Source organism: Oceanobacillus picturae, from assembly GCF_000612865.1.
Classification (GTDB): domain Bacteria; phylum Bacillota; class Bacilli; order Bacillales; family Amphibacillaceae; genus Oceanobacillus_B; species Oceanobacillus_B jordanicus.
Genome location: NZ_CCAX010000001.1, coordinates 1,473,204 through 1,495,229 on the forward strand (window position 1 = coordinate 1,473,204; position 22,026 = coordinate 1,495,229).

Sequence of the window (22,026 nt, forward strand, 5' to 3'; positions counted from 1 at the left end):
TACTCATTCTCCTCACATAAGCCCTTGATAGATCATTCGGATACCAATTACAATCAGTACAATACGTAAAATCCCTTCCAGTATCTTCCCTGTTAGAAGCTGATTCACTTTTGCTCCGAGCTTGCCACCAATCCAGGCACCTGGTATGAACAAAAAGGCATATTCCCAGACGATATGGCCCAATGTAATATGGGATCCTGCCCCGATAATACTCACAAAGAAAATCATAAACATGGAAGTTGCAATTGCAATATGTGCTGGCATGCCGAATAGCAAAATCATTACAGGAACCATAATCGAGCCCCCACCTATCCCGAATAAACCGGATAAGGCACCAACTACTAGTGACACAAAAAAGGCAGTCCATATAGGGACATGATAGGTATAGACCTCTCCATTAAGTTCCATTTGTCGGCTCGGTTTACCTTGCAATGTCTTCGGCTGGCTCGGATCCCTTTTTAGGAAGAACACCATAGAGACAACAATTATTAATAATCCAAAGTAAAGTAAAAAGTTGTCTGTTTCTATATACTGATTCAACCATGAACCAATCATACCTCCGGGAACACTTCCCACTAAAAACAATAGTCCCGTCTTATAATCCACCCTTCCACTCTTTAAATAAGCAATTGTGGAAGATAATGCTGTAAAGACCATTGCAATCAAGGAAATACCCACAACTGACTGGGGGGTCACCCAGGAAAATGCCTCGGAAATCTGCGCTAAGAATAGGAGACTCGGTATTAGTACTACGCCTCCCCCTAATCCCATTAACGCACCGATAAAAGCTGTAATAATCCCAATAAAGATGCAAAGTAAAAATACCATTTATAATCACTACTATCTCTTATATTATCCTTTAATACTAGCATGAAAAGAAGGGTTTTCCCAATGAGGAAGCCTGTAAATAATCTTACTTAAATAGTGTACTGACAGTTTTATACCGTTTAAACGAGTAGTTATAATGTTATTGACTTTGTAACAAAATAGGAGTAATTTAAGCTTAATTTCATACACACCTTTTTTCGATAATGATTTCACCTGAGTGTCTACTGTTTTTTCAGTTGCAATGCAAATGAGAAGTTTTACTTCCAACGGCTCGTTCTTTCTATGATACTTTTATTTCTTGAGAAGACGACAAATTAGAACAGAGTTTAACTGTTACTGTTTCTCTATTAGTCTCGTTATTTAGCAATACGTATTGGAATGTTAATAATAGTTTGGAGAAGGTAGGAGTTTAATGTGAGATTACGAATTAAATGTACACCCCCTCAACTTTTACTTATTGTATTTGTTATTTCTATAATTTTAGGTAGTATATTGCTTAAGTTACCATTTGCTACAGTAGGTTCAATTAGCTGGATCAATGCATTTTTCACTTCTACTTCAGCTATGACTGTTACTGGCTTAGCTGTAATAGATACGGGGCAATCGTTTACCTTGTTTGGCCAACTGGTTATTTTAATTTTAATCCAACTCGGCGGACTTGGAATCATGTCATTTGCTGTGTTAATTGCTATGATTCTAGGAAAGAAAATAGGTATAAAGAAAAGGCTAGTGGTACAGCAATCACTCAACCAGAACTCATTTGGAGGAATCATCAGACTTATAAAGTATTTATTTATTTTTTCAATAACAATTGAACTAATGGGTGCTATATTATTATCTTTTGCCTGGGTTCCAGACTTTGGCTTGTTAAAGGGAATTTATTACAGCTTATTTCATTATATCAGCTTTTAATAATGCAGGATTTGCACTATGGCAGGATAGCTTGATGAACTATGTTGGAAATCCAATCATAAATATTGCCATTACCTCTTTATTTGTTCTTGGTGGGATAGGCTTTACTGTCTTAGTCGATATCTGGAAAACGAAGCGTTTTAAAAAACTAGCCCTACACACAAAACTAATGATCGTTGGGACACTTCTCGTAAATGTAGCTGCCATGTTTATTGTATTTTTACTTGAGTATACAAACCCAGATACATTGGGTAGTCTTACAACTTTAAGTGATAAATTATGGGCATCTTACTTTCAAGGGGTCACACCACGTACTGCTGGCTTTAATTCATTAGATACTGCTAGCTTAAGAGAGCCAACGATATTCTTTATTATTCTCTTAATGTTTATTGGAGCAGGAAGTGCTTCCACAGCGGGGGGCATAAAACTAACTTCCTTTATTGTTATCTTATTTTCTGTTATCTCTTTTCTAAAAGGAAAAGAAGAGTTAGTGATTAGTAAAAGAGCTATTAAACAATCCATTATACTGCGTGCACTTGCGATTACCTTTTTGGGCATGTTGTTTTTGGTCGTAGGTGTCTTTATTTTATCTATAACAGAAAATAGTCCGTTTATAGCCATTTTATTCGAGGTGACTTCTGCATTTGGCACAGTTGGACTTTCTATGGGGTTGACTGGATCATTAACAATCCCAGGAAAAATTGTTATTATCCTTGTTATGTTCCTTGGAAAAATTGGCCCATTGACGTTAGCCTTCTCAATTGCAAAGCCAGCTAGAACGAAAATAAAGTACCCTGGTGAAGAGATTATTACAGGGTAAACAATACACTGTTTGTTTATAGGTTCGATTTTAAAAAGTATTCCTTGAGGTGAATCATAGACAGTGCCCATACTTAAACGCAAAAGACCTCCTATAAAATAGGAGGTCTGAATTAAAGGTTATCTATATTTCTTGAATGGTATTGTTAACCAGTTTCGATAAGTTTTCTTGTCTCTGTGGGAAAAAAGCCCTGTTCTTTAATAGCTTTCGAAAAATCCCTAGGTCCATTTAAAAGTCCCTAAAATCCTTCTCTATATCAATTCGTTCCCCAATCTCATTTGATTTAGATGCAGCTTCATTCACTAAGGTTAGGTTGATTACATCTTCCTTCGTAATGGTTGGTGTTTCATTTGACTCAATTGCACGAATCCATTGGACCATTGGCATTGGTAACGCGATTAATGCTTCTGTCATTTCTGTTTGTTTACTATCATTCACATGAATACTATTTATAGTTATTTTATCACCGCTAATACGTAACGTCCCTTCTGTACCGTATACTTCCAATTGGAAAGGACTACCTTGTGAAACAAAACTTGTTTCAATTATTCCAAGCGCACCAGTATCGTAATCTATTAAAAGTGCCGCATTATCATCTACACTGGAACCCACCGCCTTTTGCAGACGTGCATATACACCCTTCGCCTTTCCAGCTAAACGGTTCGTTAAATAAATGGGATGGGCACCCAGATCGATCATAGCCCCACCACCAGCTTGTTCCTTGTTAAAGAACTGTTTAGGTAACCAGCCATATTTTTGGCCTTCAGGTGCTACACCGCCGTTATGAGCGAAACGACAACGAACCATAGTGACTTTTCCGACCCAGCCTTCCTTAATTGATTTTTCAGCATATAAATAGTTGTTGTCCGTAAGTCTTGGCAGGGAAACCATCAATTCCACACCAGCTTCATGGACTGCCTGATAAATTTCTTCGCAATCTTTCACAGTAAATGCCAAGACCTTTTCTGTGAAAATATGTTTTTTATGTTTCGCAGCAGCAATAATAATCTCTTTATGCATATTTGTCGGTGTACTCACCATAACTGCATCAATATTTGGATTAGACAGTACATTGTTTAAATCCGGTTCAAATGGAACACCAAGTTCTTTTGCCCATTTTTCACCCCGGTCACTTTCTTCATCCCAAACTAACTTAATTGATACATTATCATTTTCCTGAATATCTCGAGCATAATCATCGGCATGTACATGCCATCTGCTTAATAATGCTACTTTAATCATTAATAACAACTCCCTATATAGTTAGTTAAAGTATAGCAGCCTTTCCTATTTTTGCAGACTCATAGATTGCTTCTAAGATTTATGTAATCATCAAAGGCCACTTCTCGTTTTAAAATTGGTTCTGTAAAAACATTTTAATGGGGTACAACTTGCCATAATTGGTGGGCAAGTTTATAAAAATACCCTTGTCACAAACAGAGTGGTGACAAGGGTTTAATGATGTTAGCCGATTGAACCTTCCATCTCTATTATCATATAGTGAAATGGTTGATTCAAAATGAACCCATTGCCGTTATATCAACGTTTTCGCAAACAAAGATTACCTATGAAAAACACTTTTGAAAAGAATCATTATCATTTTCGTTAGCAGCCTAGAATTAAAAAGAGAGGGGACTTACTCTCTTTTTTTAAAATTCCCCAGTTTTTATTATGTTCTGGATTTGCGTTTTTAAAGTCTCGTAATTTTCTTTATCGCTTTCAAGCGTCATGTATATTTCTGGAGTCTCAACTATCTTTGATGTAGTTATCAATAATATTTCTTCTTCTCCGGTTAGATTACCAACATCTTTTTTACCGTTATATTCAGCAAGATAATGATTAAAGACAGACAATTCATGCTCAGACAATGATCTATTTTCTTCAATAGCAGTATCCATTGTGTTCAATATCTGTTCTGTATCGTTTGCCATATCTTCACTTATATTCTCATGGACAGTTGAGGCCCCTTTGCTCTCCCCGCATGCTGCTAAGAATAAAACAATAACTGATACCAATAAAAACTTCTTCACTAAAGAACCCCCTAATGACTTTTACCTCATATTACCATAAATACGATACTTAACTCCTAAAGTTTCACAAGTTTCTTTTAATTTTTTCTCTCTTACAGGTGAGACTGTATACCAGACCAACGTAGGCGTGTGATTGTATTGGCCGAATATAACTCTAGAGAGATCCTTATACTTCTTAATCTTCTCAATGTTGGTTCGCATGGATTGTTGATTGTCTATCTCTACAAAATGAAACTCACTAGATCGTTTAAAAGTGGCATCTGGTATTAATTTATTATCCCCCCATTTAACAGGCACCTCTTTGCGCCAGTCCCCCGGCATACCTAATTTAATGTACAAATCATTACGCATTATTGTGTGGGTGATCCAGGATGTTTTAGGTTCATCTTGTGTAGAACCAATCTGATGTCTTCCTCTGCTACTAAGACGGTATATTTTTCTTTCATAACGCAAGGCTTTAATAAGATTATCTTGTTCCATTCGCTGTAATATGCGCTGTGCGTTACGATCTCCACCAAGGTTATTAATCACCTGCAGCTGCTCTCTGGTGGCATAAACAAGTTCATCCAAACTCGACAGTATCTTCTCTTCTCGATGTTGTTTCCGGGCTTGCTGAGCTAACATTATATACACCTAACCTTTCCGATATGTCTTTATCGTCAATATAAGGCACTTGCATGATGTGTTTCTCGTGCGTGCGATAGATAGCTCTACCCGCGTTGTTTAATTTCTCTGCACCATGTTCATCGATTGCAACCCTTGAAGCTATTTCAGTGGGTAAACGAAAACTTATTTTTGCATCAGAATTTTGTTTAACTTCACGTGGCAAGTTATCCACGGTAGGATACTGATTTCCAAATATAAGCCTTGTTCCAAGTGCGCCCGAAATTCTCGATATCTCACCTAAAGTATACTGGCAGTAGTCAAATTTCTTACGCTGCTCTTTTGTGTGATGTTTACTCGGAGTTAATTGTGCACCTTCATCCACAATTACAAATCGCCTGCGTTTGATTTTCGTGTCTACAATATTTCTGTACCCCTTTGCTTTAAAATACCTCATATCTTCTTTAACCTTATCCATAACACTTGATAAGCATTGTTCAGCTTCATCTACATCACTAGCGACAAACTTGACTTGTTTCATATTTTCATATTCTCCAAATTCTAGACCGCCTTTTAGATCAATGATGTAAAATTCCACGTCATCTGGATTATTTAAAATAAGATGTGCAAAGATTAATTTTAATAACACGGTCTTCCCCTGCCTGGTCATACCAGCAATGGTCATGTGTGGTATCTTATCGAAGTCGTGTAAAATAGATCCGTTATATGATTTACCGATCGGTATGTTCCACCTTTCTGTAGGTTTCCAGTCATAATCAATAAGTTTAGGCAATTGCTGATTAAACACCTTAATATGGAGCTTCGTATTTACAAAGGATATCTTTACTGGTTTGTTGAGTACCTTTTCCAACACTTGAAGCTTTGGATCATCAACAAGGCCAAAAGGAACGTGATACGTGTATAACATGTAGGTATCTGATCTGGTGGTTTTAAACAATTTAGGAGTCTTATCTTTAACCAGATAGCCAATATTTTTGAATGTGTGTTGTATCTTATCCTGGTCACTTTTTTGCCACTTTGCAGCAGCGTAAATTGTAAAGGCGGCCAAGCCCCCACCAATTAATAAATCCATATGCGCACCTCTATTCGTTTTGATATGCGGTAAGTGTATTGCCAAACGAATATGCGGTTGTTGGTAGAATGGTAGTTTGAGAGCGATAGACAGATAATTTTTTCTTGGGCATAAAAGAGAAAGAACGAGTGGAATGAGTGAGTTCTCTGGGAAAAGTTCCTAGTGAGGTGCTACTGCATATGCGGGTGTATATGCGTACGCTGATTCGTTTGTATATTCGTTTATAGTCATAGTATATCCAGCGAACAATAAATTATTCATATTTGAACAAAAAAATAAAAGAAAATGTGTAAAGGTATTTGCAGATTTGGAGAGAATAAGTATATAGGTGATGAAATGTATAAGATAAATGTGGATAGGATAGAAGAGTTGATAAAAGAGAGTGGATTAAAGAAAGGTTACATTGCGAAGAAACTGGACACGTCTATTACTACCTTCAGAAGATGGTTATTAGAAGAAACACCATTACCATTACTTAAGGCAGTAGAATTAGCAGACTTGCTCGAATGCAAAGTAGATGACTTTTACGAAAAGGAGATTTAACGATGGAGTTATATACTGCAGAACAAAAATTGCTCGATGAACTTGTTAAAACCACAGACAAAGAACATCAAGCCGTTCTTAAAAGACAGATCACTCGGCTAAATAAAGTAATGGAAAAGGTTGAAGAAAAAAACTGATTTTCTAATGCCCCCTCTAGCTACCCATATTCGATTATAGGGTTAGGAGGGGATTTTATTATGGAGAAAAAGTTACCTGGACACATTGCTGGGTTTGGAACTTTAAGGGATATGGAGAGAATGGAACAAGATTACTACGGTGAGTTTACGGATGCAGGTATGAGTGAGCTTGTATTGAGAAGTGATCTGACTACTAAGGAATGTGATCGGTTGTGTGCGGAGTTGTCTGGTGAGGTTATAATAGTTCAAAAGAAAAAACCCTCGGAATGAGGGTTAGCTTGATTGGTTATTATGATGAACTAGTTACTACATAATGAGGTCTTTTAATTTCTTCAGAGAGTTTTTGTAACTCCTTAATTTCTTCACTGTGATTAATTGTTGTTTTTAGTTTGTGGTTATAGTTTTCTCCGGCTTGAATCCTATCTAACTCATTGAAAACAACACTGTAATCCATCTTGTTCATTTTTCATTCCTCCTAATATTATAGTATCACATTTTTTCTCGTCTGTGCCTGAACGTCATTAATAAATCCTTCTAAATTAATATTTGTTGAACATTGTTCACAGATAATTGATTTATCTTTTGAAATTGTTTTAAAGCCCTTTTTAACAGGTTTTGCTGTATCAAGATTTATCTGGATATTGTTTTTATACTTACATTTCCCACACTCTATTCCAGCAAATAATACATCATTGTCCGATTGAGGAGGTGCCTCTGAGTTGAGGTGCCTATATATTTGAGTATCAGATGTTTCAATTACTTTAAATATATTGGTATCAAAACTCATATTTAATAAAGCTTTATATCGAGAAATTGCATCGTTAAGATCATTATTATCTTCATAATTGTTTATCTTTAAACCCATTTCTTCCAAATCTTTAATTCTTAACGATTTCCCATGTGTTTTCCATTTTTCATGGTTACATAGTTCAGTTGCTATTTCATTAGCTCTAACTCTTTTTTCTTCGGATGTGACTTCTTCCCCTGTAGATGAGTGAACATTCCAATCCTTAAATTTATATGAAATTAGCCAATCTCTGACTAAATCCTTAGCAAAATCGAGTGAATTTTGTGCGCTTTCTAATTCCCCTGGAGAAATACCTTGTAGTATTGGTATGTATGCTTGATTTAGAAATTGCTTCTCATCTACTTCACGTTTAATCTTTTCAAAACCCTTTAACAAAGCATCAGCGGAAAAGGTTTTTCCCTGCCAAGTTAATTGTGCATCAATTGGCCCTAATGCAGAGGTAGTGTCCATGAGAATATCATCACTAGCCATAGCTATAATTGTTCCAGCACTCTTTGCCCAGCCAGGTATAATTACAGATACATTGTCGTATTTATTTCTTAACGTTTTTACTATATCTTCTGCTACTTCTCCAGACCCTCCAGGCGTTTCTAAAATCAAGTCAACTGCCTTACCGTTTAAATTTGACAACTGATCATTAAAAGGCGCTAAGTCTTCATACAATATAGATATGGGTGCCTGACCTTTACTATAATCTGCTGCGTAAACAATTATATCCCTATTGTTTCTAATGGTTGAAATTCTTTTTAACTGTTTCTTTCTTTCTTGTGTTATTTCCTCGAATGACATTTTCTTTTCTATGTATTCCCAATAAAACCCCACTATTAACCTCCCCCTTTTAAGACTATATTCTAGGTAGTAAGTATAAAGTCCTGCAAGTTGCAAAAAAAAATTGAAAAAATTATTGGTAACAATTAAAATAGGAACAAACATTCTATAAGGGTGACTCAAATGCAAGAACTAATAAAAGAATACATCATCTTACCAATGGCGATAAAAACCCTGCAGCATGACCGCGAATTATTGAAAGGGCGTAATGCGCTTAATATCTATTGGAGTAAAATAGATCATGTTATCGGGCAAATGCAACAACGTCACAACGACATTAAGCGTCAGTTGATTGGTAAGCATAAAGTTAGAGTCAATGCTTATAAGGAAGATAATGTGAGGAGATATGCGGCGGGTGATCAAACGTATGAATATACTTCCGATCAATTAAAGGATATGACTACTGCCTTAATACGGACATATTTAAAAGGGAATCGTGCCACTGATTTTGAAGTTGGTTGGTATGAGGAATCTTTGAAAACGGATCAGGATTTCATTAAGGATTTTTCTAAAAAAGATATGTTATAAATTATTTGATTAAAGCCCATTATGCAGGGCTTTTTTTCATGAAATAAATAAATTTAATTACTGTATTTACTTGTCAATCGTCAAGTAATGTGTTATAATAAGAATATAGAAAAGGAGGTGAACAAGTGGAATACTTAGCAAAAATAATAGCCCCGATAACATTATTACTAACCACCTACAAACTTTGGTTGTCCTGCCAAAAGACGCGGTTAGAAAATAAGAAATCGGAGCTAGAAATTAGAAAGATGAGAAGGGGTGGATAACCCCCTCTCTCATCACTAAGTATACCATAAAAATCATGAAAATATTAATTATCTCTTGGTTAGTTGTTATGATGGCGCTGGGGATTTGGAAACTTGTATTAGTAAATAAGAAAAAGAAGTTAAAAAAAGAGAAGGAGGCATTAGATAATGAAAGAGGAAATTCGTAAACTCTTGGATTCCAATATTACGGGGTATAGAATATTTAAAGAAACAGGTATCCAGGAGAGCACCATTTCTAGGCTCCGGAGCGAAAAAAAAGAGTTAGGATCCCTTAGTTTAGATACTGCTCTAAAACTACATGCCTTTTATGAGGAACATAAAAATGATATTAAGCCCCCACAAGCGTGAGGGCTTTTTAGCCTTATTGCGCGAGGTGAAGAGTGGTGGTCTACATCAAAGAATATTTTAATAATGTGGTTTTAAGGAGTCATGCGAAAGAAGCTCTAGAGAAATTATTGAAAAGTTTGGGATCAGTTTTTAAACTGATCCCCTCTTAAATCGTTAATATTAAGGATTACAACCTTTTGCAACTACTTTGTGATAATTTGTTTCTGTACGATGTGGTTCAATATTCCATGGAGTTTTAAATTTCTTTGGATAATCAGCATGACAATTTAGTTGTGCTTTCATACTAGCAGTATTTTTCCATTTTGAACTATTTTTATGTTTATCATAAACAACTTTCCATCTATATTTCAGTAAATGTGCTCCTGCCATTCCTGGAGGCTCATCGTATGCAGGTTTCTTAGGTTGGAGTGATAAGGATACTACACCAGATCTTGTTATCCATTTAGAACTAGAGTAGTATTGAGAAAATTTAGTTGGTAATGCAGCAAACAAAGTTGGCAAAGTTTTTTCATATTTTTCTACTTCACTACCTTCATATACTGCGTAGATTGCGTCTTCACTTGTTGCATCACCTGAAAGTGGTACTACATAGATATCTCCATCTGAGAAATCAATTTCACTTGCTTTTTTAGGCGTATATTCATAGCCTAGCTCATCAGTTTCAGCCTGTACTGCAGTAACAGGTATAATTACTAAAATAGCTAAAACCAATAAAAACACTTTGCTTTTCATCATCCATTCTCCTTTTTCTCCAAAAAAATAGTTTTCGGAAAATTATTTTTTCTACATAAAATTAGCACTATTACTATTTTTTGTCAACTTGTTTTATATTATATATATAAAGCAAAAACTTTATGGTATAATTCTGAACATAAATAATATAAAGAATGGAGTGTTGAATATTGGTTGAAACATTTGACTTTTTAAGGCCTGTTTATTATTTAATAACATTTTTTTTAATTTGTAATTTTTTATATTTAACTTTTTTCAAAGAAAAAATTCGTTCAAATTTATATGTGCTCCTAAACTCTATTTTCTTTACTGTAATTGGATTAGTTTTGTTATTTCAACAAGGTATAATTGTAGATGAGTTAAACATGTCTGGTGATTCTGTCATTTTCTACTTATCAATATTATTAGTAGGTATTACTTTAATAAGTTTCCTTTTTTCCTTATTAAAAAAGAAGTAATAAAAGCCCTCAACCATGAGGGCTTTTTTATTTAGAATTTACCAGCATTAAGCCTTCGCTGTAATTCTTTAACTACTGCCGAAGGTCGGCTTAATTTCTTATCATAAGGTGTGCCAAGGTTCTGTTGTAAGCGACCGATAGTGTTAGGCCCCAGTAACCCATCCACATTAGAACCGATCTTACTTTGCATTGACTTTACAACCATGCTGCCCTTTTTGCCATCGCTAAAGTGAATCGTCGTACCGTAAAAGGCTCTGGTAATTCGGTTATCATACTGATTGCTTATAATACCATCTTGGGTAGTGCCTAGTGCTTTTTGCAATGCCTCTGTAGTAGAGTTCCCCCACTTGCCATCCACTTTCAAATTAGCTTTAGTCTTACTCTTTTTAGTGGTGCTAGACTTAATTTCCACCTTAGGCGCTGACTCATTTTGAGTGACCTTTTTCCCAGTAACCTTCGCCATATACCAATCTTTGCTTATGCCAGTACCTGGGCAAGATTTATGATTGTCCATTTCTCTGTGGAAACGGATCTTCTTTCCTTTGTTGTTAAAATACTGCGAAATAGCCATAACCGTATCAAGCTGATCACCATCTAACTTATCGTGGCCTTTATCAAAGTCGCCAATCATTTCGAACATAAACGGATGCCAGTTAGGTGTGCCGTTATGACCAAATGCAGAAGCTGGCATGATCTTAATATCACGACCAAGCGCAGCATCGCCATTCTTACCTATGGACACATGCTGTCCGATATCTTGCCATCCCCGTGTACCAACATGATAGTGACGCATATTTTCATGCAGCTGTAGCAAAGATTGCTTATTGCTATGATTTGGCTTCCACGTATGGTGTACGTGTAGCTCACTAATATGGTCCTCGATATACTTCCCAAAGTTCTTGTCTAACCACTTTACAAATTCGGTTCCATTCTTAAAGACTTTATTTTTTATCCAAGCCATTTTATTTTCCATCTCCTTTTTGAGTTGTAAATTCTTCTTTCACTTCACTTGGTAAGCTGGCATTTGCCTTGTCGTCAATAGACTTCAGCTTTTCAGCAAGACTGGCCGGGACTAACACTCCAACTGTAGCAAGATTCTCGATAATGGAAAGACCTTCGTTTGCCAAATAAAAAAGAACCGTCGCATAAGTGACCGCCCCATTTAATCCCAATATCTGATCCACTACATTTGCCAAGATAATCACTACTAAGATCAATACCTTTCGTGCATAGCCAAACAGTGACTTTCTACTCCATAAGTTCTTATTCTTAAAAGCTTTTGACAATCCTGTTAAAATATCCAATGCCATTAGCAATAACAGTAAGTGCAAAAACTTAACATCCCCAAATAAATAAAATCGAGCTGCTTCTAAATGTTCCAAATTAAAACCACCCATCTTCTCATCATCTCCCTATTCATTTTGATATGACCCCCTAATTAATTTCTCGTATTAAAATAACCCGCCATGTAATATGACGGGCTTGTTTTTATGCATGAAAAAAGCATCTCAACATGAGATGCTTTACAATAGCTCTGATTCTTTCTTAAGCCTATAATACTTCGTTTTTAACTTGCCTTTACTAACATGGAGAACGTTAAAAACCTCTCTAATTACTTTAATTGCTTTTGCAATGTCTTCATCCGTAAGATGTTTTTTAGCCGCAAGATAATTAACAGTTTTAGTATGAAACATTAATATCTCTACTTCATCAAAAGTCAAGTTTTTATAGAACGCTTCATTATTATCGATTATACTTCCATAAAATCTTTGGATTAATAATTTAGCCTTAGTGTAAACTACCTTCTTCTCAGCTACAGCAATTTCATGTACAAAAGCCTCATTTAAATAAACCTTAAAAACAGAAACCAAATAGTCAAGGGAAGCAAGTCTTTCAGTAGCGTTTTGCAAAAACAGTTCACTATTCCTATGCTTTAATGTTTTGTTTACACCGAAATAGGTAATACCTCCACCGATTACTGCTCCGACAAAAGCAATCAATCCAGCGACTATTGTTTCTCCTAACCCAAATATTAAAGATAATATGCCTAAAATGACTATTAATTCAAGAAGACATATAAACACAACAAATGAGTATAGTAATAACTTTTTCAGCAACTCTTTACCCTCCCATCTACCTATTTCGACAAGAGGGGCTAAAGTCCTTTAAATTAATGCATAAAGATAACGCCCTACTCGGCGTATATTACTTGTTCTAGCTTTTCAAGTCTTTCCTTTAATGATTCGTTTTCTTGTTTAAGTGTTTTGACTTCTTCTTTCATATCGTTTATGTTGGGAATTAAAAGGATCCAGGCACGGTCATTAAAGTTTTCAATTTCTTTCGTTTCATCGTCATAGACCGTGTACTCGGGTAGTCCGATTTCTTCAAACTCATCGGCGATTGCTCCGTAGTAACGATGCAGTCCTTCTGTTGAACCGTTATTTCTTTCTACTTCTCCTCTGTCAAACCAGCTTTTTGGTTCGATTTGTAGGATTTTTGTATAGTCAACCCCTGCAGGCTGGATCTGTTCTTTGTACTTCCTTGCGGATGTTGACCTTGCATAATAGCCATTTGTAGCAACGTACATGTTGGCATTGGCACCTGTTGTAGTATCGTAGGTATCTTGATTAATGATTCGTCCAAATACCTGAAGTTCGCCCATTCTTACCGGAGCATAATTAGCGCTCATGAACTTGGTTAACCGTATATCGTCCCCTTGAAGATACGTTCGGCCTCCATCATTATGGAATCTTCCTAAACTATTTATGATAATTCCATTGCCACTTACATTTATACCTCCACTGCTAAAGCTAAGCGTAACACTATTCCCTGCACCATCATGAAAACTAAATCGCTTTGAGCCCAGAGTCATACTAGAACCGTCATTGTCATCTCCTAAATAAATATCTCCTCCTTGGACGGAAGCTATTTTATTACCATAGCTATTGTTTATAACGTCATTTATAATGGTTAAACCACGTGTACCGTTAACTCTCAATTCCCCTTTAAACGTACCACTTGCACCATCTAAATTTCCTGCAAACTTTAAGTTCCCACTCGTATCAAAATAGAGTACGTCCTGCCACGGAGATGTTTTATTTGCCCTGCGCTGTATAACATAGCCAATCGTACTATTCATGACAGTTCTTACGAGCCCGTCTCCTCTAGCTGTGATAAAGCCATCCTCGTTTGTAATACTTACTCCGTTATAATCTCTACCTTTAATTAACCCGTTTGCTGCCAGATAAGCTTCTGCATCTGCGATAGCATCCAAGTAGGCTGCTTCTGAAACTACGTCCGCATGACCATAAGCCTCATTTATTTTCTTATTGAAGTCCCCCAATAGAGCGTCTGGCACTTCTCTAACGGTAGGATGAGCAACCCACATTTTTCGAGGGGTACCGTCGTTATTCCAGTTTAAGAAGCGAATCCTAGTACGATCTATCCCACTTTTGAACCGCATATTACGCGAGTTATTTTCACCTAACCCATTTGCTTTTTCTGCTGGAAATCCTGTCGGGAGCATATAACCCGTTATTTTCACCCAATCAGACGCAAACGTACTACTAGATGTATAAAAGAAGTAGAAGTTTGTTGTGTCAGTCCAGCTTTCATCAGAAATAAGAGCTTGTTCAATTATACCGGGATCTGAGGTTGCGCCTAAATATAAATGAGTAGACGGGTTAGGAAATTCTACTTTAAACCATGCGGACACTTCATAAGCCTTCGTTGGATCTACGTCAAAGTATTTCGAGTAGTTCTGTGTATTGCCTGTAGAAATCGACTCAATTACGTCAACTTGCTCCCCCATAAAATCTACAGTCTGAATAGAAATAGTACCGTCAGTAGATACCGACCACCCATCTATATTTTTAGAAGTTGCCGGGTTGTTTATTAAATTATCGCTTGCAGAACGATAAATAAGGCTCCATTCATAATCACTAGCATTATTGGATTCAGTTTGTGATTTTTTATTGTAAGCTAAACCTAAATATCTTTTTCCTTCAGGATCATCTGACATTCCGTTTCCGTTTTTATCGTCAGCGTACTTTACCCAATTGTACCTTGGTGTACCATCTGCGCCAGGCTCACCGGGAATGCCTTGGTTCCCTTTTGTCTTTGCCCATGTATAATCAGTTGGATTTGTTCCCTTTGTTGGGCTAGTCTTGTTATAGGCTATCCCCATATACTCTTTGCCGACTGGATAGTCAGACATCCCATTTCCCTGTTCATCATCAGCATATTTAACCCATGTATAAAGTGTTTGCCCATCTTCTCCTGAAGGACCTGGCACACCCTGTGGACCTGGTTCGCCATTTTTTCCGTCGTAAACATTGGTGATCGTCATCCGCCCAATGGACATTACAGTGTTTTGAATGACATCTACTGTATACGTGGCTTTTTCATCAATCTCAGCTGCACTAATGGTTATTGTCTTCCCACTTCTATTCCAACCTGTGAGGGGAATACCGTTTTTATCCCGTTTATTCCAAACGTATGTGTAATTCTCTCCTGCTTCATCGACCAAGTCACCAGATAAAAATACCTCGGCAGTTAACTCTGTAGAACCTTCCCCGTTCTTGAATGTGTCACCAGCTGTTGAAGCAATGTTGGTAATTAACATCCGCGCTAAACGCCTTCGAATTTCCGCTCTCATAGCTAGCCAAACAGATTGCACTTGTTCCTCTGTATATTCAATATAATCACCTAGGACAACATTCTTTCGTGATTTATCTTTAATGCTTCGTTCCTGTGTATGGACTCTAGCTTTAAGGTAAAGTGGCGGATTAAATTTCGTATCTTTTATCTTGATCGTATCACCGAAGCGAATCTTCTTATTTTCTATACCTGGTACGTTTTCTAGATCAGCAATAGTAGATTCATATTCTACGACTTCATATACACGTTTTTCTAATTCGTTTTCTGTTAGCTCACGTAATCGAGATTCAGTCATTTCCTGATCACTGGTTTGTGGTTCGTAGGTATCCCACCAATGTTGCAGCTCTCCTGTTATCGGATCTGGTCTCCCCCAACGTTGCAAAGTTTCTTCATCTGTGACAATAACCTCAAGACGCGTATCATCGTCTCTTTCTGGACCTAACCCCTTCAGAGCAGTATAGATATTGTCTGTTTTCTCTCTGCGCTGGATGCCAATTAAATCCCTACCAAATTCTACTTCACGGCCACGCCATTCTCCTATACGTTCTAATAGGTCTACATAACGGCCAGTAACACGCCCTCCACTAACTTCCACACGAAAACGCAACTCCAGCCCAAACTCGGTAGCAATTCGCTTTAAGAAAGCATAAGGATTGGTGTACTCCTCTATGTGAAAAGTGCGGTACCCTTTACCTTCAATTATGCCTGGTCGCCATTCGGTGCCATTTGTAGCAAAGCTTACTGCAGTAGTGGGCGTTTGTTCATTGAAAGTTTGTGGATCAATAACCTTTGCCTTTTTTAGTGTTAAATAGCTAGCATCAGCAAAAACTTCTGCTTTTAATCCACTGTTATCACGGTACTTCAAGACTTCATTTATTATTAATTCAATATAGCCTTGGTCCTCTGCAGGAATAATAACTCGATTATGCTTTGTGAGATATTCCGAAAAAGACTTATCAGCAAATGTAGTGAACTCAAAGGTTTCTAAGTTGTCTTTCAATGATTGTCTATGGGTATCGGAGAAGAAGTTCTTCTCTGTAATAAAATCTAATATCTGATCTGATTGGCCGTTTGTAATGTGTATCATTGCTTCTCCTCCTTACCTGTACCTTGGTCTATATTTGACATTACCAAGAAAACTAGTTGGTGGGTGCATAATCAACTGATTTTCACCTTTATGCAAATCGAAAAAAGACCCTCCAAAATCTTTTAGATCTTTACGCTCTTCTCCGTTTATTAGGATTTCTTCATTCACATGGTCAAAAGTTATAATGTCGCCTGTGTATGCTATATAAGGAGTTTGGTCGGTAGTCGCTTCCGCTAACTCGAATGCTTTTATATAGTGAATTTTCGGACCATAAGCTCGTGCTGTGTCTGCATACTTTCCGATGTGTATCTGGACATATTTCAGCTTCCCAGCGTATTCATTGTTGTTATCAACGTAAGTCTCTTTCAAGCTGTAAACGTGTTTTGTATTGTTAGCAATTCGCGTTACATAAAATTCAAATATACTTCCAACTCTTCGCATACGTAACATTCCGAAGTAGAAAGGCCATCCATAACTGTAGTTTTGAGAGCTTATTAAATAATTTTCCTGTCTTCCTACATAACCACCTATACGTCCCTCGGCTACTTTTCTATTTACGTTCAACGTTTTGTCTAATATTGCCATCTTTCCAATTACATTCATGCCTTCGTCATATAAATAAAATTCAATACGAAAGGTCTGATCACCAGAAGCTTCTCCCTCTAACATCATTTCCACTTCGAAATCTTGGGCTGGAGTTACTTCTTTAATTAAGGCTGGCCCATGCCAACCAGGCATATCTGAGCCATAGCTTGGTACCGTTATGCCCGCATTGTCTGTTCCTAAATAACCTGCGACAGTTCCACCATCTATTTCTGTAGGGGTATCATTCCACGTATCTAGCGTTTGCCCGCGCTCTTCCAACATTAAAGTTTTCGTATTTACAGTTGAAGTATCAGCATCCGTTGGTTGCCCAATCATCATATACTCCTCATTCTGATTCTGTACCATAGCAAACGTGACAGGGGCCAACACTTCTAACTCAAATACTGGTTGAGCTGCAGCTGATCCCTGTTTAGCAATGATTGCTGTATCGGAGGTAAATTCTTCTGTTATTTCGGGACCATACGCATATGGATCTAAACACAGAAATTGAATTGTTCCGGATCTCTGGTCAACAAATCTATCAAAATCATCCATTGTATTTTGAACCACAGCAAAGTACGTTCGACCAGGTTCATCATCAAACTGTAATTCTACTGGTGCGTCCGTAATCAGCCATTCAACCAATTCATCTTTAAGTTCTAGGGCATGTACATCATCTTTCACCACAAAGCCTACTGGCTGATTAATAGGTAAAACTCCTGTGTCTGTTGATTGAAGATGAGCTCCCGGCATCCCGGGCACATTTAATATGTTTCGCGTTACAGAAGCAAAGGGAGGCTTGTTTCTACCTTGTAACAAATGTAACCAAGGCTTTTTCTCTCCGTTAAATGATAAAGTTTTATGCAAATCTCTCCCTCACTTTCTTATCTCGTTCTTGAAATTCGGTTGTGTGCTTATAGGTTTGACGACTTATTTCACGGCCATCCATCTGGTTAACGACAGTTGTGTAAATAACAGCCTCACCAGCTAACTGCTTAGGTTGATTACCCAATTCATCAATAACCCGATTAGCTTCACCAGGAGGACGCGCTCCAGTAGCATAACCCGGAGTCTTATTAAGGGCACTGATTGTTCTCATTATTTGTTTAGACTCATCGTGCGGGAAGACTTGATAACCTCTTGGACGTTCATAAAAACCATGGGTAAGCATTTCCCAGCGATTGCCCATACGTCCTAATTCCCAACCTTCTTCACCTGCTTCAAAGACACCACCACGGTGACCTCCTGCTGGAGTACCAGAAGCGTATCCTAGCATTGCATTTCCGTGTACCCTTTGGTCGATATTAACTCTTTTGTATATAGTAGAAGCTAATGAACGATCCAGAGCAGATGCCGATGGATTAGTTGAAACGTCGACGCTTTTTTTGATATCTTCTTTTAACATATCATTTAGAACATCTGCTTCGGTTTGAACTCCGTTAATGGCTTTTACCTGATCATCAATTTTCTTCCTCTGTTTATCGTACTCTTTGGTGTTAATTTCATTTGCATCATGCTGTCTAATCAGTTCAGTACGTTGCTTATCCAAAGCAGCATTGGCATCTTTAATAGATTCATAGGCATTACCTTTTTCATCTACAATACCTTGCTCTTGAAGTAGCATACTTTCATATTGATTTAACATAGTGTTGTAAGCATCTACCTGCTTGTCTATTTCTTTCTTGCTAGTTTTCTTCTTGTCAATATCTTTATCTAAATCAGCCAAGTGAATTTTATGATCATCTATTATATTTTCCCAACCAAGTTTTTCACTTTCAAGCTGCTCTCTTTTAGCGCGTAGTTGGTCTCTTTGCTCGATCGTCAGACCTAACTGATCGTCGTTAATATCTCGCAATTCCTTATCTATATCTCTGATCTTGTTAGTCGCTTCAATGACTGCTTGATTATGTCCGTTCCTCTCAGTAGTTTTATGGTTAATCTCTTGAGCTAATTCTGCTTGTTCCAATAGATTTTCAACCTGCTCATCCATTTGTTCAGATAAGTCAGTGTACAAATCTGCGGTAAGTCTTTCTCTCTCAATGTCATTCAACCTTTGAGCTTCGTCGGCAGTTCCTGCATAGGCGTTACCTTGCTCTGAAATAGCCTCAGCAACTTCTGGGGTCTTCTCTACTAGCGTATCATTGAGAGTTAGAAATTCATTGAGTTCATCCTTGCTCATACCTGACTTTTCAGCAAGAGTTGCCTGTTCGTCACTAAGTCTTTTAATGGTTTCCTCAGATTTCGCGTCCTTTAACTCGTCCATAATATCCATGTAACGCAACACTTCATCAGTGGAAAGTTTATTCTTTCCTCTAAGCTCATCATAACGAGCAATAGTTTCATCTAGCTGATCTATTTCCTCTCGTCGTTTCTCAATGTTGTTGGACATTTCTTCAAGGTTCACCTGGCTTGCGCTGTTTAAAGCTGCAATACCTAAAGTCAATCCAGCTACACCAGCTATCGCCAACCCCACGGGACCGCCTGTTAATCCCATTAAACCGAATTTACCAAGTAACCCTGCTCCGCCTTTACCGCCTACTTTACCGAGCAATCCAGTTAAACTTCCACCAATTTTCAAAAGTCCACCGATTGTTGATGTCATACTCCCTAGCACAACACTCACAGGGCCAATAGCAGCTGCTAACGCAATCATTTTCAATATGGTTTGCTGTTGCTCTTCGTCCATATCTGCAAATGCTTGGACACCTTCTTCGATCTTTTGAATTAATGGCTCTGCTGCATCAATGGCATCCATCACAGCAGGTATTAAGGCTTCACCAAGGGTTATACCAACATCCTTAATTCGATTCCACATCATCTTTAATTGCGACTCTGTTGTGGCGTAGCGTTTCTCTGCTTCTTCAGTTAGTGCAGTGTTTTCTTCCCAGGCTTTTGAACCAATGTTTAAAGCTTCGGAGAATACGTCGCTTGCACCTGCAGCACGTAATAAGGAGTCGCGTAAACGAACTTCTTTTATGCCCATGTCATCGAGTATTCCAATTGCTGATAGACCACGATCTTCTGCCGTAGCTAAACCTTCGATGAATTTACTAATGGCGCCTGTGGCGTCTTCTTGGTAAGCCTTTTTAAAATCACTTGATGACATACCCGCCACTTTAGCGAAGTTATCCAGTGAGTCTCCGCCTTTTTCAGCAGCAAGTTGCATTTCTACCATTACTTTAGAAAATGCAGATCCACCTGCTTCAGCTTCAATACCCACAGAGCTTAATGCAGCCGCAAAGGACATAATGTCAGCCTCTGACATTCCAACTTGTTTGCCGGCACCAGCTAAACGCATGGCCATACTGGATATTTCAGATTCTGTGGTGGCTAAGTTATTACCCAAGGCTACAACCGTGGATCCTAACTTGTCAAAATCATCCTGAGACATACCAACAATGTTTGCAAATCTAGCAAACTCTGTTGCTGCTTGATCACTCGACATGTTGGTAGCTTCTCCAAGATTAATCATCGTCTTGGTAAACTCTTCAATTGATTCTGTTTTGATACCTAACTGACCTGCAGCTTCGGCTACTTTAGCGATTTCAGTTGTAGATGACGGTATTTCTTTCGCCATATCTCTGATGGCTTGGCGCAAGCCTTGCATCTGTTCTGCCGTTCCGTCAACTGTCTTTTCTACTCCTGCAAATGCTGATTCATAGTCACTTGCTGCTTTAAAAACGGCAACGCCTGAAGCGACAATAGGTGTCGTCACTTTCATAGAGTAATTACGCCCAAAGTCGGTCATACCTCTTCCAATGGTTTGCATTTTGTCTCCAGCGCTAGTCATATTACTACTTAAACGTTTCCAAGGATTGATCTGTTTCTCAATTTCAGAAGTAACGTCTTTTAATTGATTCTCGGTACGGTTCATTGCAGCGCGGGCATTATTATACTGATCAGAGAGGTTCTTTGTTTGCTTTGCGTCTTCGCCTTTAACTCGTCTAGATTCCTCGTATCGTTTACGAAGTTCTTTTACTTGTTGTTCTTGAGTTTTAAAGCGCCGTGTTAGAATATCGGATTGTTGACGTAACCCTTTTAAGCTATTCGTATATTCCTTACCGCCAGAACGGGCAGCGTTCATCTCAGAGCGTAAACCCTTCAGATCTCGCTTAAACCCAGTTAAGGAACTTGCAGCGCCGTCATCTTCCCAAGATAACCTTGTCCGTAAATTACCAACGTCTCTTTCTGCCATAATTTCACCTCATTTCTACCACACGGCACTTAGGTAAACCTCTTTCTCTTGCTGGGATTCAGCTTCTTCGCCAAATAGATCATTAAAAAAGTGGACGTCCATCTCATCAATTTGAGACATCGTCCACCCTGTTCTATTGATTTGTCCTCCCTGCACATAGCTAGGAGGAGGAAACATCAAATTCTTATATAACTTTAAAAGGGAAGTGTACGCTTCTTTAAACGTCACTCCCCCTTCTCGTTTCCCTCATTACCTTCTTTTTTCTTTTTGCCAAACACTGCCTCGCCTAACTTATCATAGACATACTCACCGCTTGCTCCTTTAAACAGCTGATCTAGGGTGAACTGGTTATCGAACACCACGTCAGCTAGTATGGACGCCATTTCCGCATCTTCCTCAAGTTGTTCTTTTGCAGATGGGATGTATTTTTTTCCTTCTGCTTCCAACTTTGCAGCTTTCTCCTCGGCTGCTGCTTCTAACTCAAGAAACTTCCGTTTAGCTAGCATGGGCACTACAGGAGTGATGAATATTTTCTTTTCGCCATCAATATAAATTTCAATTTGCATATG

The 22,026-nt window shown here is 37.9% G+C and carries 20 protein-coding genes and 1 pseudogene; 6 read left to right on the plus strand and 15 right to left on the minus strand.

The features are described from left to right. Window positions 1–12: 12 nt before the first annotated feature. On the minus strand, window positions 13–828 hold the full coding sequence (locus tag BN988_RS07455; RefSeq protein WP_036574715.1) for a sulfite exporter TauE/SafE family protein: 816 nt from the start codon (window positions 826–828) through the stop codon (window positions 13–15). Between the two features lie 414 nt (window positions 829–1,242). On the opposite strand from BN988_RS07455, the pseudogene BN988_RS07460 reads away from it, so the two are divergent. After that, window positions 1,243–2,560: pseudogene (locus BN988_RS07460) on the plus strand (TrkH family potassium uptake protein). Window positions 2,561–2,788: 228 nt separating this feature from the next. On the opposite strand, the gene BN988_RS07465 reads toward BN988_RS07460, so the two are convergent. The 4 genes from BN988_RS07465 to BN988_RS07480 form a co-directional block, all read right to left on the minus strand. Further along, window positions 2,789–3,802: a Gfo/Idh/MocA family protein gene (locus BN988_RS07465; protein ID WP_036574718.1), complete on the minus strand. Its 1,014-nt coding sequence runs from the start codon at window positions 3,800–3,802 to the stop codon at window positions 2,789–2,791. Window positions 3,803–4,209: 407 nt separating this feature from the next. After that, window positions 4,210–4,590, minus strand: coding sequence for a hypothetical protein (locus tag BN988_RS07470; protein WP_036574721.1), 381 nt, complete (start codon window positions 4,588–4,590; stop codon window positions 4,210–4,212). A 21-nt stretch (window positions 4,591–4,611) separates the two neighbouring features. Next, entirely contained in the window at window positions 4,612–5,214 is a 603-nt protein-coding gene (locus BN988_RS07475; RefSeq protein WP_036574724.1) for a replication-relaxation family protein, read from the minus strand. Further along, window positions 5,153–6,286, minus strand: a complete 1,134-nt coding sequence (locus tag BN988_RS07480) for an FtsK/SpoIIIE domain-containing protein (RefSeq protein WP_051557735.1) — start codon at window positions 6,284–6,286, stop codon at window positions 5,153–5,155. The genes BN988_RS07475 and BN988_RS07480 overlap by 62 nt, the downstream gene beginning before the upstream one ends. A 336-nt stretch (window positions 6,287–6,622) precedes the next feature. On the opposite strand from BN988_RS07480, the gene BN988_RS07485 reads away from it, so the two are divergent. From BN988_RS07485 to BN988_RS07490, 3 genes are read left to right on the plus strand one after another with little or no spacing between them, the layout of a single operon-like run. After that, window positions 6,623–6,829, plus strand: coding sequence for a hypothetical protein (locus BN988_RS07485; RefSeq protein ID WP_036574726.1), 207 nt, complete (start codon window positions 6,623–6,625; stop codon window positions 6,827–6,829). A gap of 2 nt (window positions 6,830–6,831) precedes the next feature. Then, window positions 6,832–6,966, plus strand: coding sequence for a hypothetical protein (locus BN988_RS19280; RefSeq protein ID WP_261796565.1), 135 nt, complete (start codon window positions 6,832–6,834; stop codon window positions 6,964–6,966). A gap of 60 nt (window positions 6,967–7,026) precedes the next feature. Then, window positions 7,027–7,236, plus strand: a complete 210-nt coding sequence (locus tag BN988_RS07490) for a hypothetical protein (protein WP_036574728.1) — start codon at window positions 7,027–7,029, stop codon at window positions 7,234–7,236. Window positions 7,237–7,255: 19 nt separating this feature from the next. Here BN988_RS07490 and BN988_RS18835 read toward each other — a convergent pair whose 3' ends face one another. Together BN988_RS18835 and BN988_RS07495 are read right to left on the minus strand one after the other, a co-directional pair. Next, the gene (locus tag BN988_RS18835; RefSeq protein ID WP_155988272.1) at window positions 7,256–7,429 is read right to left on the minus strand and encodes a hypothetical protein; all 174 of its coding nucleotides are present in this window, start codon (window positions 7,427–7,429) and stop codon (window positions 7,256–7,258) included. Window positions 7,430–7,447: 18 nt separating this feature from the next. After that, window positions 7,448–8,596, minus strand: coding sequence for an SDH family Clp fold serine proteinase (locus BN988_RS07495; RefSeq protein ID WP_231495202.1), 1,149 nt, complete (start codon window positions 8,594–8,596; stop codon window positions 7,448–7,450). Between the two features lie 129 nt (window positions 8,597–8,725). Between BN988_RS07495 and BN988_RS07500 the strand changes: the two genes are divergently transcribed. Then, window positions 8,726–9,130 (plus strand): hypothetical protein, encoded by a 405-nt coding sequence (locus BN988_RS07500; protein WP_036574731.1) that lies wholly within the window; start codon window positions 8,726–8,728, stop codon window positions 9,128–9,130. A 410-nt stretch (window positions 9,131–9,540) separates the two neighbouring features. Continuing rightward, window positions 9,541–9,741, plus strand: coding sequence for a helix-turn-helix domain-containing protein (locus BN988_RS07505; protein ID WP_036574733.1), 201 nt, complete (start codon window positions 9,541–9,543; stop codon window positions 9,739–9,741). A 159-nt stretch (window positions 9,742–9,900) separates the two neighbouring features. Here BN988_RS07505 and BN988_RS07510 read toward each other — a convergent pair whose 3' ends face one another. The 8 genes from BN988_RS07510 to gpG all read right to left on the minus strand — a co-directional run bounded on the left by BN988_RS07510 (window position 9,901) and on the right by gpG (window position 22,023). After that, complete coding sequence (locus tag BN988_RS07510; RefSeq protein ID WP_036574736.1) at window positions 9,901–10,473, minus strand: DUF2599 domain-containing protein; 573 nt, start codon at window positions 10,471–10,473, stop codon at window positions 9,901–9,903. Between the two features lie 489 nt (window positions 10,474–10,962). After that, window positions 10,963–11,892: a peptidoglycan recognition protein family protein gene (locus BN988_RS18315; protein WP_051557737.1), complete on the minus strand. Its 930-nt coding sequence runs from the start codon at window positions 11,890–11,892 to the stop codon at window positions 10,963–10,965. 1 nt (window position 11,893) lies between these two features. Further along, window positions 11,894–12,328 carry a phage holin family protein gene (locus BN988_RS07525; protein ID WP_036574739.1) on the minus strand — a complete coding sequence of 145 codons (435 nt, stop codon included), beginning with the start codon at window positions 12,326–12,328 and terminating at the stop codon, window positions 11,894–11,896. Between the two features lie 126 nt (window positions 12,329–12,454). After that, window positions 12,455–13,048 carry a hypothetical protein gene (locus BN988_RS07530; RefSeq protein ID WP_036574740.1) on the minus strand — a complete coding sequence of 198 codons (594 nt, stop codon included), beginning with the start codon at window positions 13,046–13,048 and terminating at the stop codon, window positions 12,455–12,457. A gap of 74 nt (window positions 13,049–13,122) precedes the next feature. Next, window positions 13,123–16,677: a phage tail spike protein gene (locus BN988_RS07535; protein WP_036574742.1), complete on the minus strand. Its 3,555-nt coding sequence runs from the start codon at window positions 16,675–16,677 to the stop codon at window positions 13,123–13,125. Window positions 16,678–16,689: 12 nt separating this feature from the next. After that, window positions 16,690–18,129 carry a distal tail protein Dit gene (locus tag BN988_RS07540; RefSeq protein ID WP_036574743.1) on the minus strand — a complete coding sequence of 480 codons (1,440 nt, stop codon included), beginning with the start codon at window positions 18,127–18,129 and terminating at the stop codon, window positions 16,690–16,692. After that, window positions 18,122–21,457 carry a phage tail tape measure protein gene (locus BN988_RS18320; protein WP_051557739.1) on the minus strand — a complete coding sequence of 1,112 codons (3,336 nt, stop codon included), beginning with the start codon at window positions 21,455–21,457 and terminating at the stop codon, window positions 18,122–18,124. The genes BN988_RS07540 and BN988_RS18320 overlap by 8 nt, the downstream gene beginning before the upstream one ends. 224 nt (window positions 21,458–21,681) lie before the next feature. Next, complete coding sequence (gene gpG / locus BN988_RS07555) at window positions 21,682–22,023, minus strand: phage tail assembly chaperone G (RefSeq protein ID WP_036574746.1); 342 nt, start codon at window positions 22,021–22,023, stop codon at window positions 21,682–21,684. Window positions 22,024–22,026 lie beyond the last annotated feature (3 nt).

What these genes read in the sequence shown, in the direction of transcription:
- BN988_RS07455 (WP_036574715.1), bottom strand. Translation starts at nt 828, where the DNA reads ATGGTATTTTTACTTTGCATCTTTATTGGGATTATTACAGCTTTTATC.
- BN988_RS07465 (WP_036574718.1), bottom strand. Translation starts at nt 3,802, where the DNA reads ATGATTAAAGTAGCATTATTAAGCAGATGGCATGTACATGCCGATGAT.
- BN988_RS07475 (WP_036574724.1), bottom strand. Translation starts at nt 5,214, where the DNA reads ATGTTAGCTCAGCAAGCCCGGAAACAACATCGAGAAGAGAAGATACTG.
- BN988_RS07480 (WP_051557735.1), bottom strand. Translation starts at nt 6,286, where the DNA reads ATGGATTTATTAATTGGTGGGGGCTTGGCCGCCTTTACAATTTACGCT.
- BN988_RS07485 (WP_036574726.1), top strand. Translation starts at nt 6,623, where the DNA reads ATGTATAAGATAAATGTGGATAGGATAGAAGAGTTGATAAAAGAGAGT.
- BN988_RS19280 (WP_261796565.1), top strand. Translation starts at nt 6,832, where the DNA reads ATGGAGTTATATACTGCAGAACAAAAATTGCTCGATGAACTTGTTAAA.
- BN988_RS07490 (WP_036574728.1), top strand. Translation starts at nt 7,027, where the DNA reads ATGGAGAAAAAGTTACCTGGACACATTGCTGGGTTTGGAACTTTAAGG.
- BN988_RS18835 (WP_155988272.1), bottom strand. Translation starts at nt 7,429, where the DNA reads ATGAACAAGATGGATTACAGTGTTGTTTTCAATGAGTTAGATAGGATT.
- BN988_RS07500 (WP_036574731.1), top strand. Translation starts at nt 8,726, where the DNA reads ATGCAAGAACTAATAAAAGAATACATCATCTTACCAATGGCGATAAAA.
- BN988_RS07505 (WP_036574733.1), top strand. Translation starts at nt 9,541, where the DNA reads ATGAAAGAGGAAATTCGTAAACTCTTGGATTCCAATATTACGGGGTAT.
- BN988_RS07510 (WP_036574736.1), bottom strand. Translation starts at nt 10,473, where the DNA reads ATGAAAAGCAAAGTGTTTTTATTGGTTTTAGCTATTTTAGTAATTATA.
- BN988_RS18315 (WP_051557737.1), bottom strand. Translation starts at nt 11,892, where the DNA reads ATGGCTTGGATAAAAAATAAAGTCTTTAAGAATGGAACCGAATTTGTA.
- BN988_RS07525 (WP_036574739.1), bottom strand. Translation starts at nt 12,328, where the DNA reads ATGGGTGGTTTTAATTTGGAACATTTAGAAGCAGCTCGATTTTATTTA.
- BN988_RS07535 (WP_036574742.1), bottom strand. Translation starts at nt 16,677, where the DNA reads ATGATACACATTACAAACGGCCAATCAGATCAGATATTAGATTTTATT.
- BN988_RS18320 (WP_051557739.1), bottom strand. Translation starts at nt 21,457, where the DNA reads ATGGCAGAAAGAGACGTTGGTAATTTACGGACAAGGTTATCTTGGGAA.
- gpG (WP_036574746.1), bottom strand. Translation starts at nt 22,023, where the DNA reads ATGCAAATTGAAATTTATATTGATGGCGAAAAGAAAATATTCATCACT.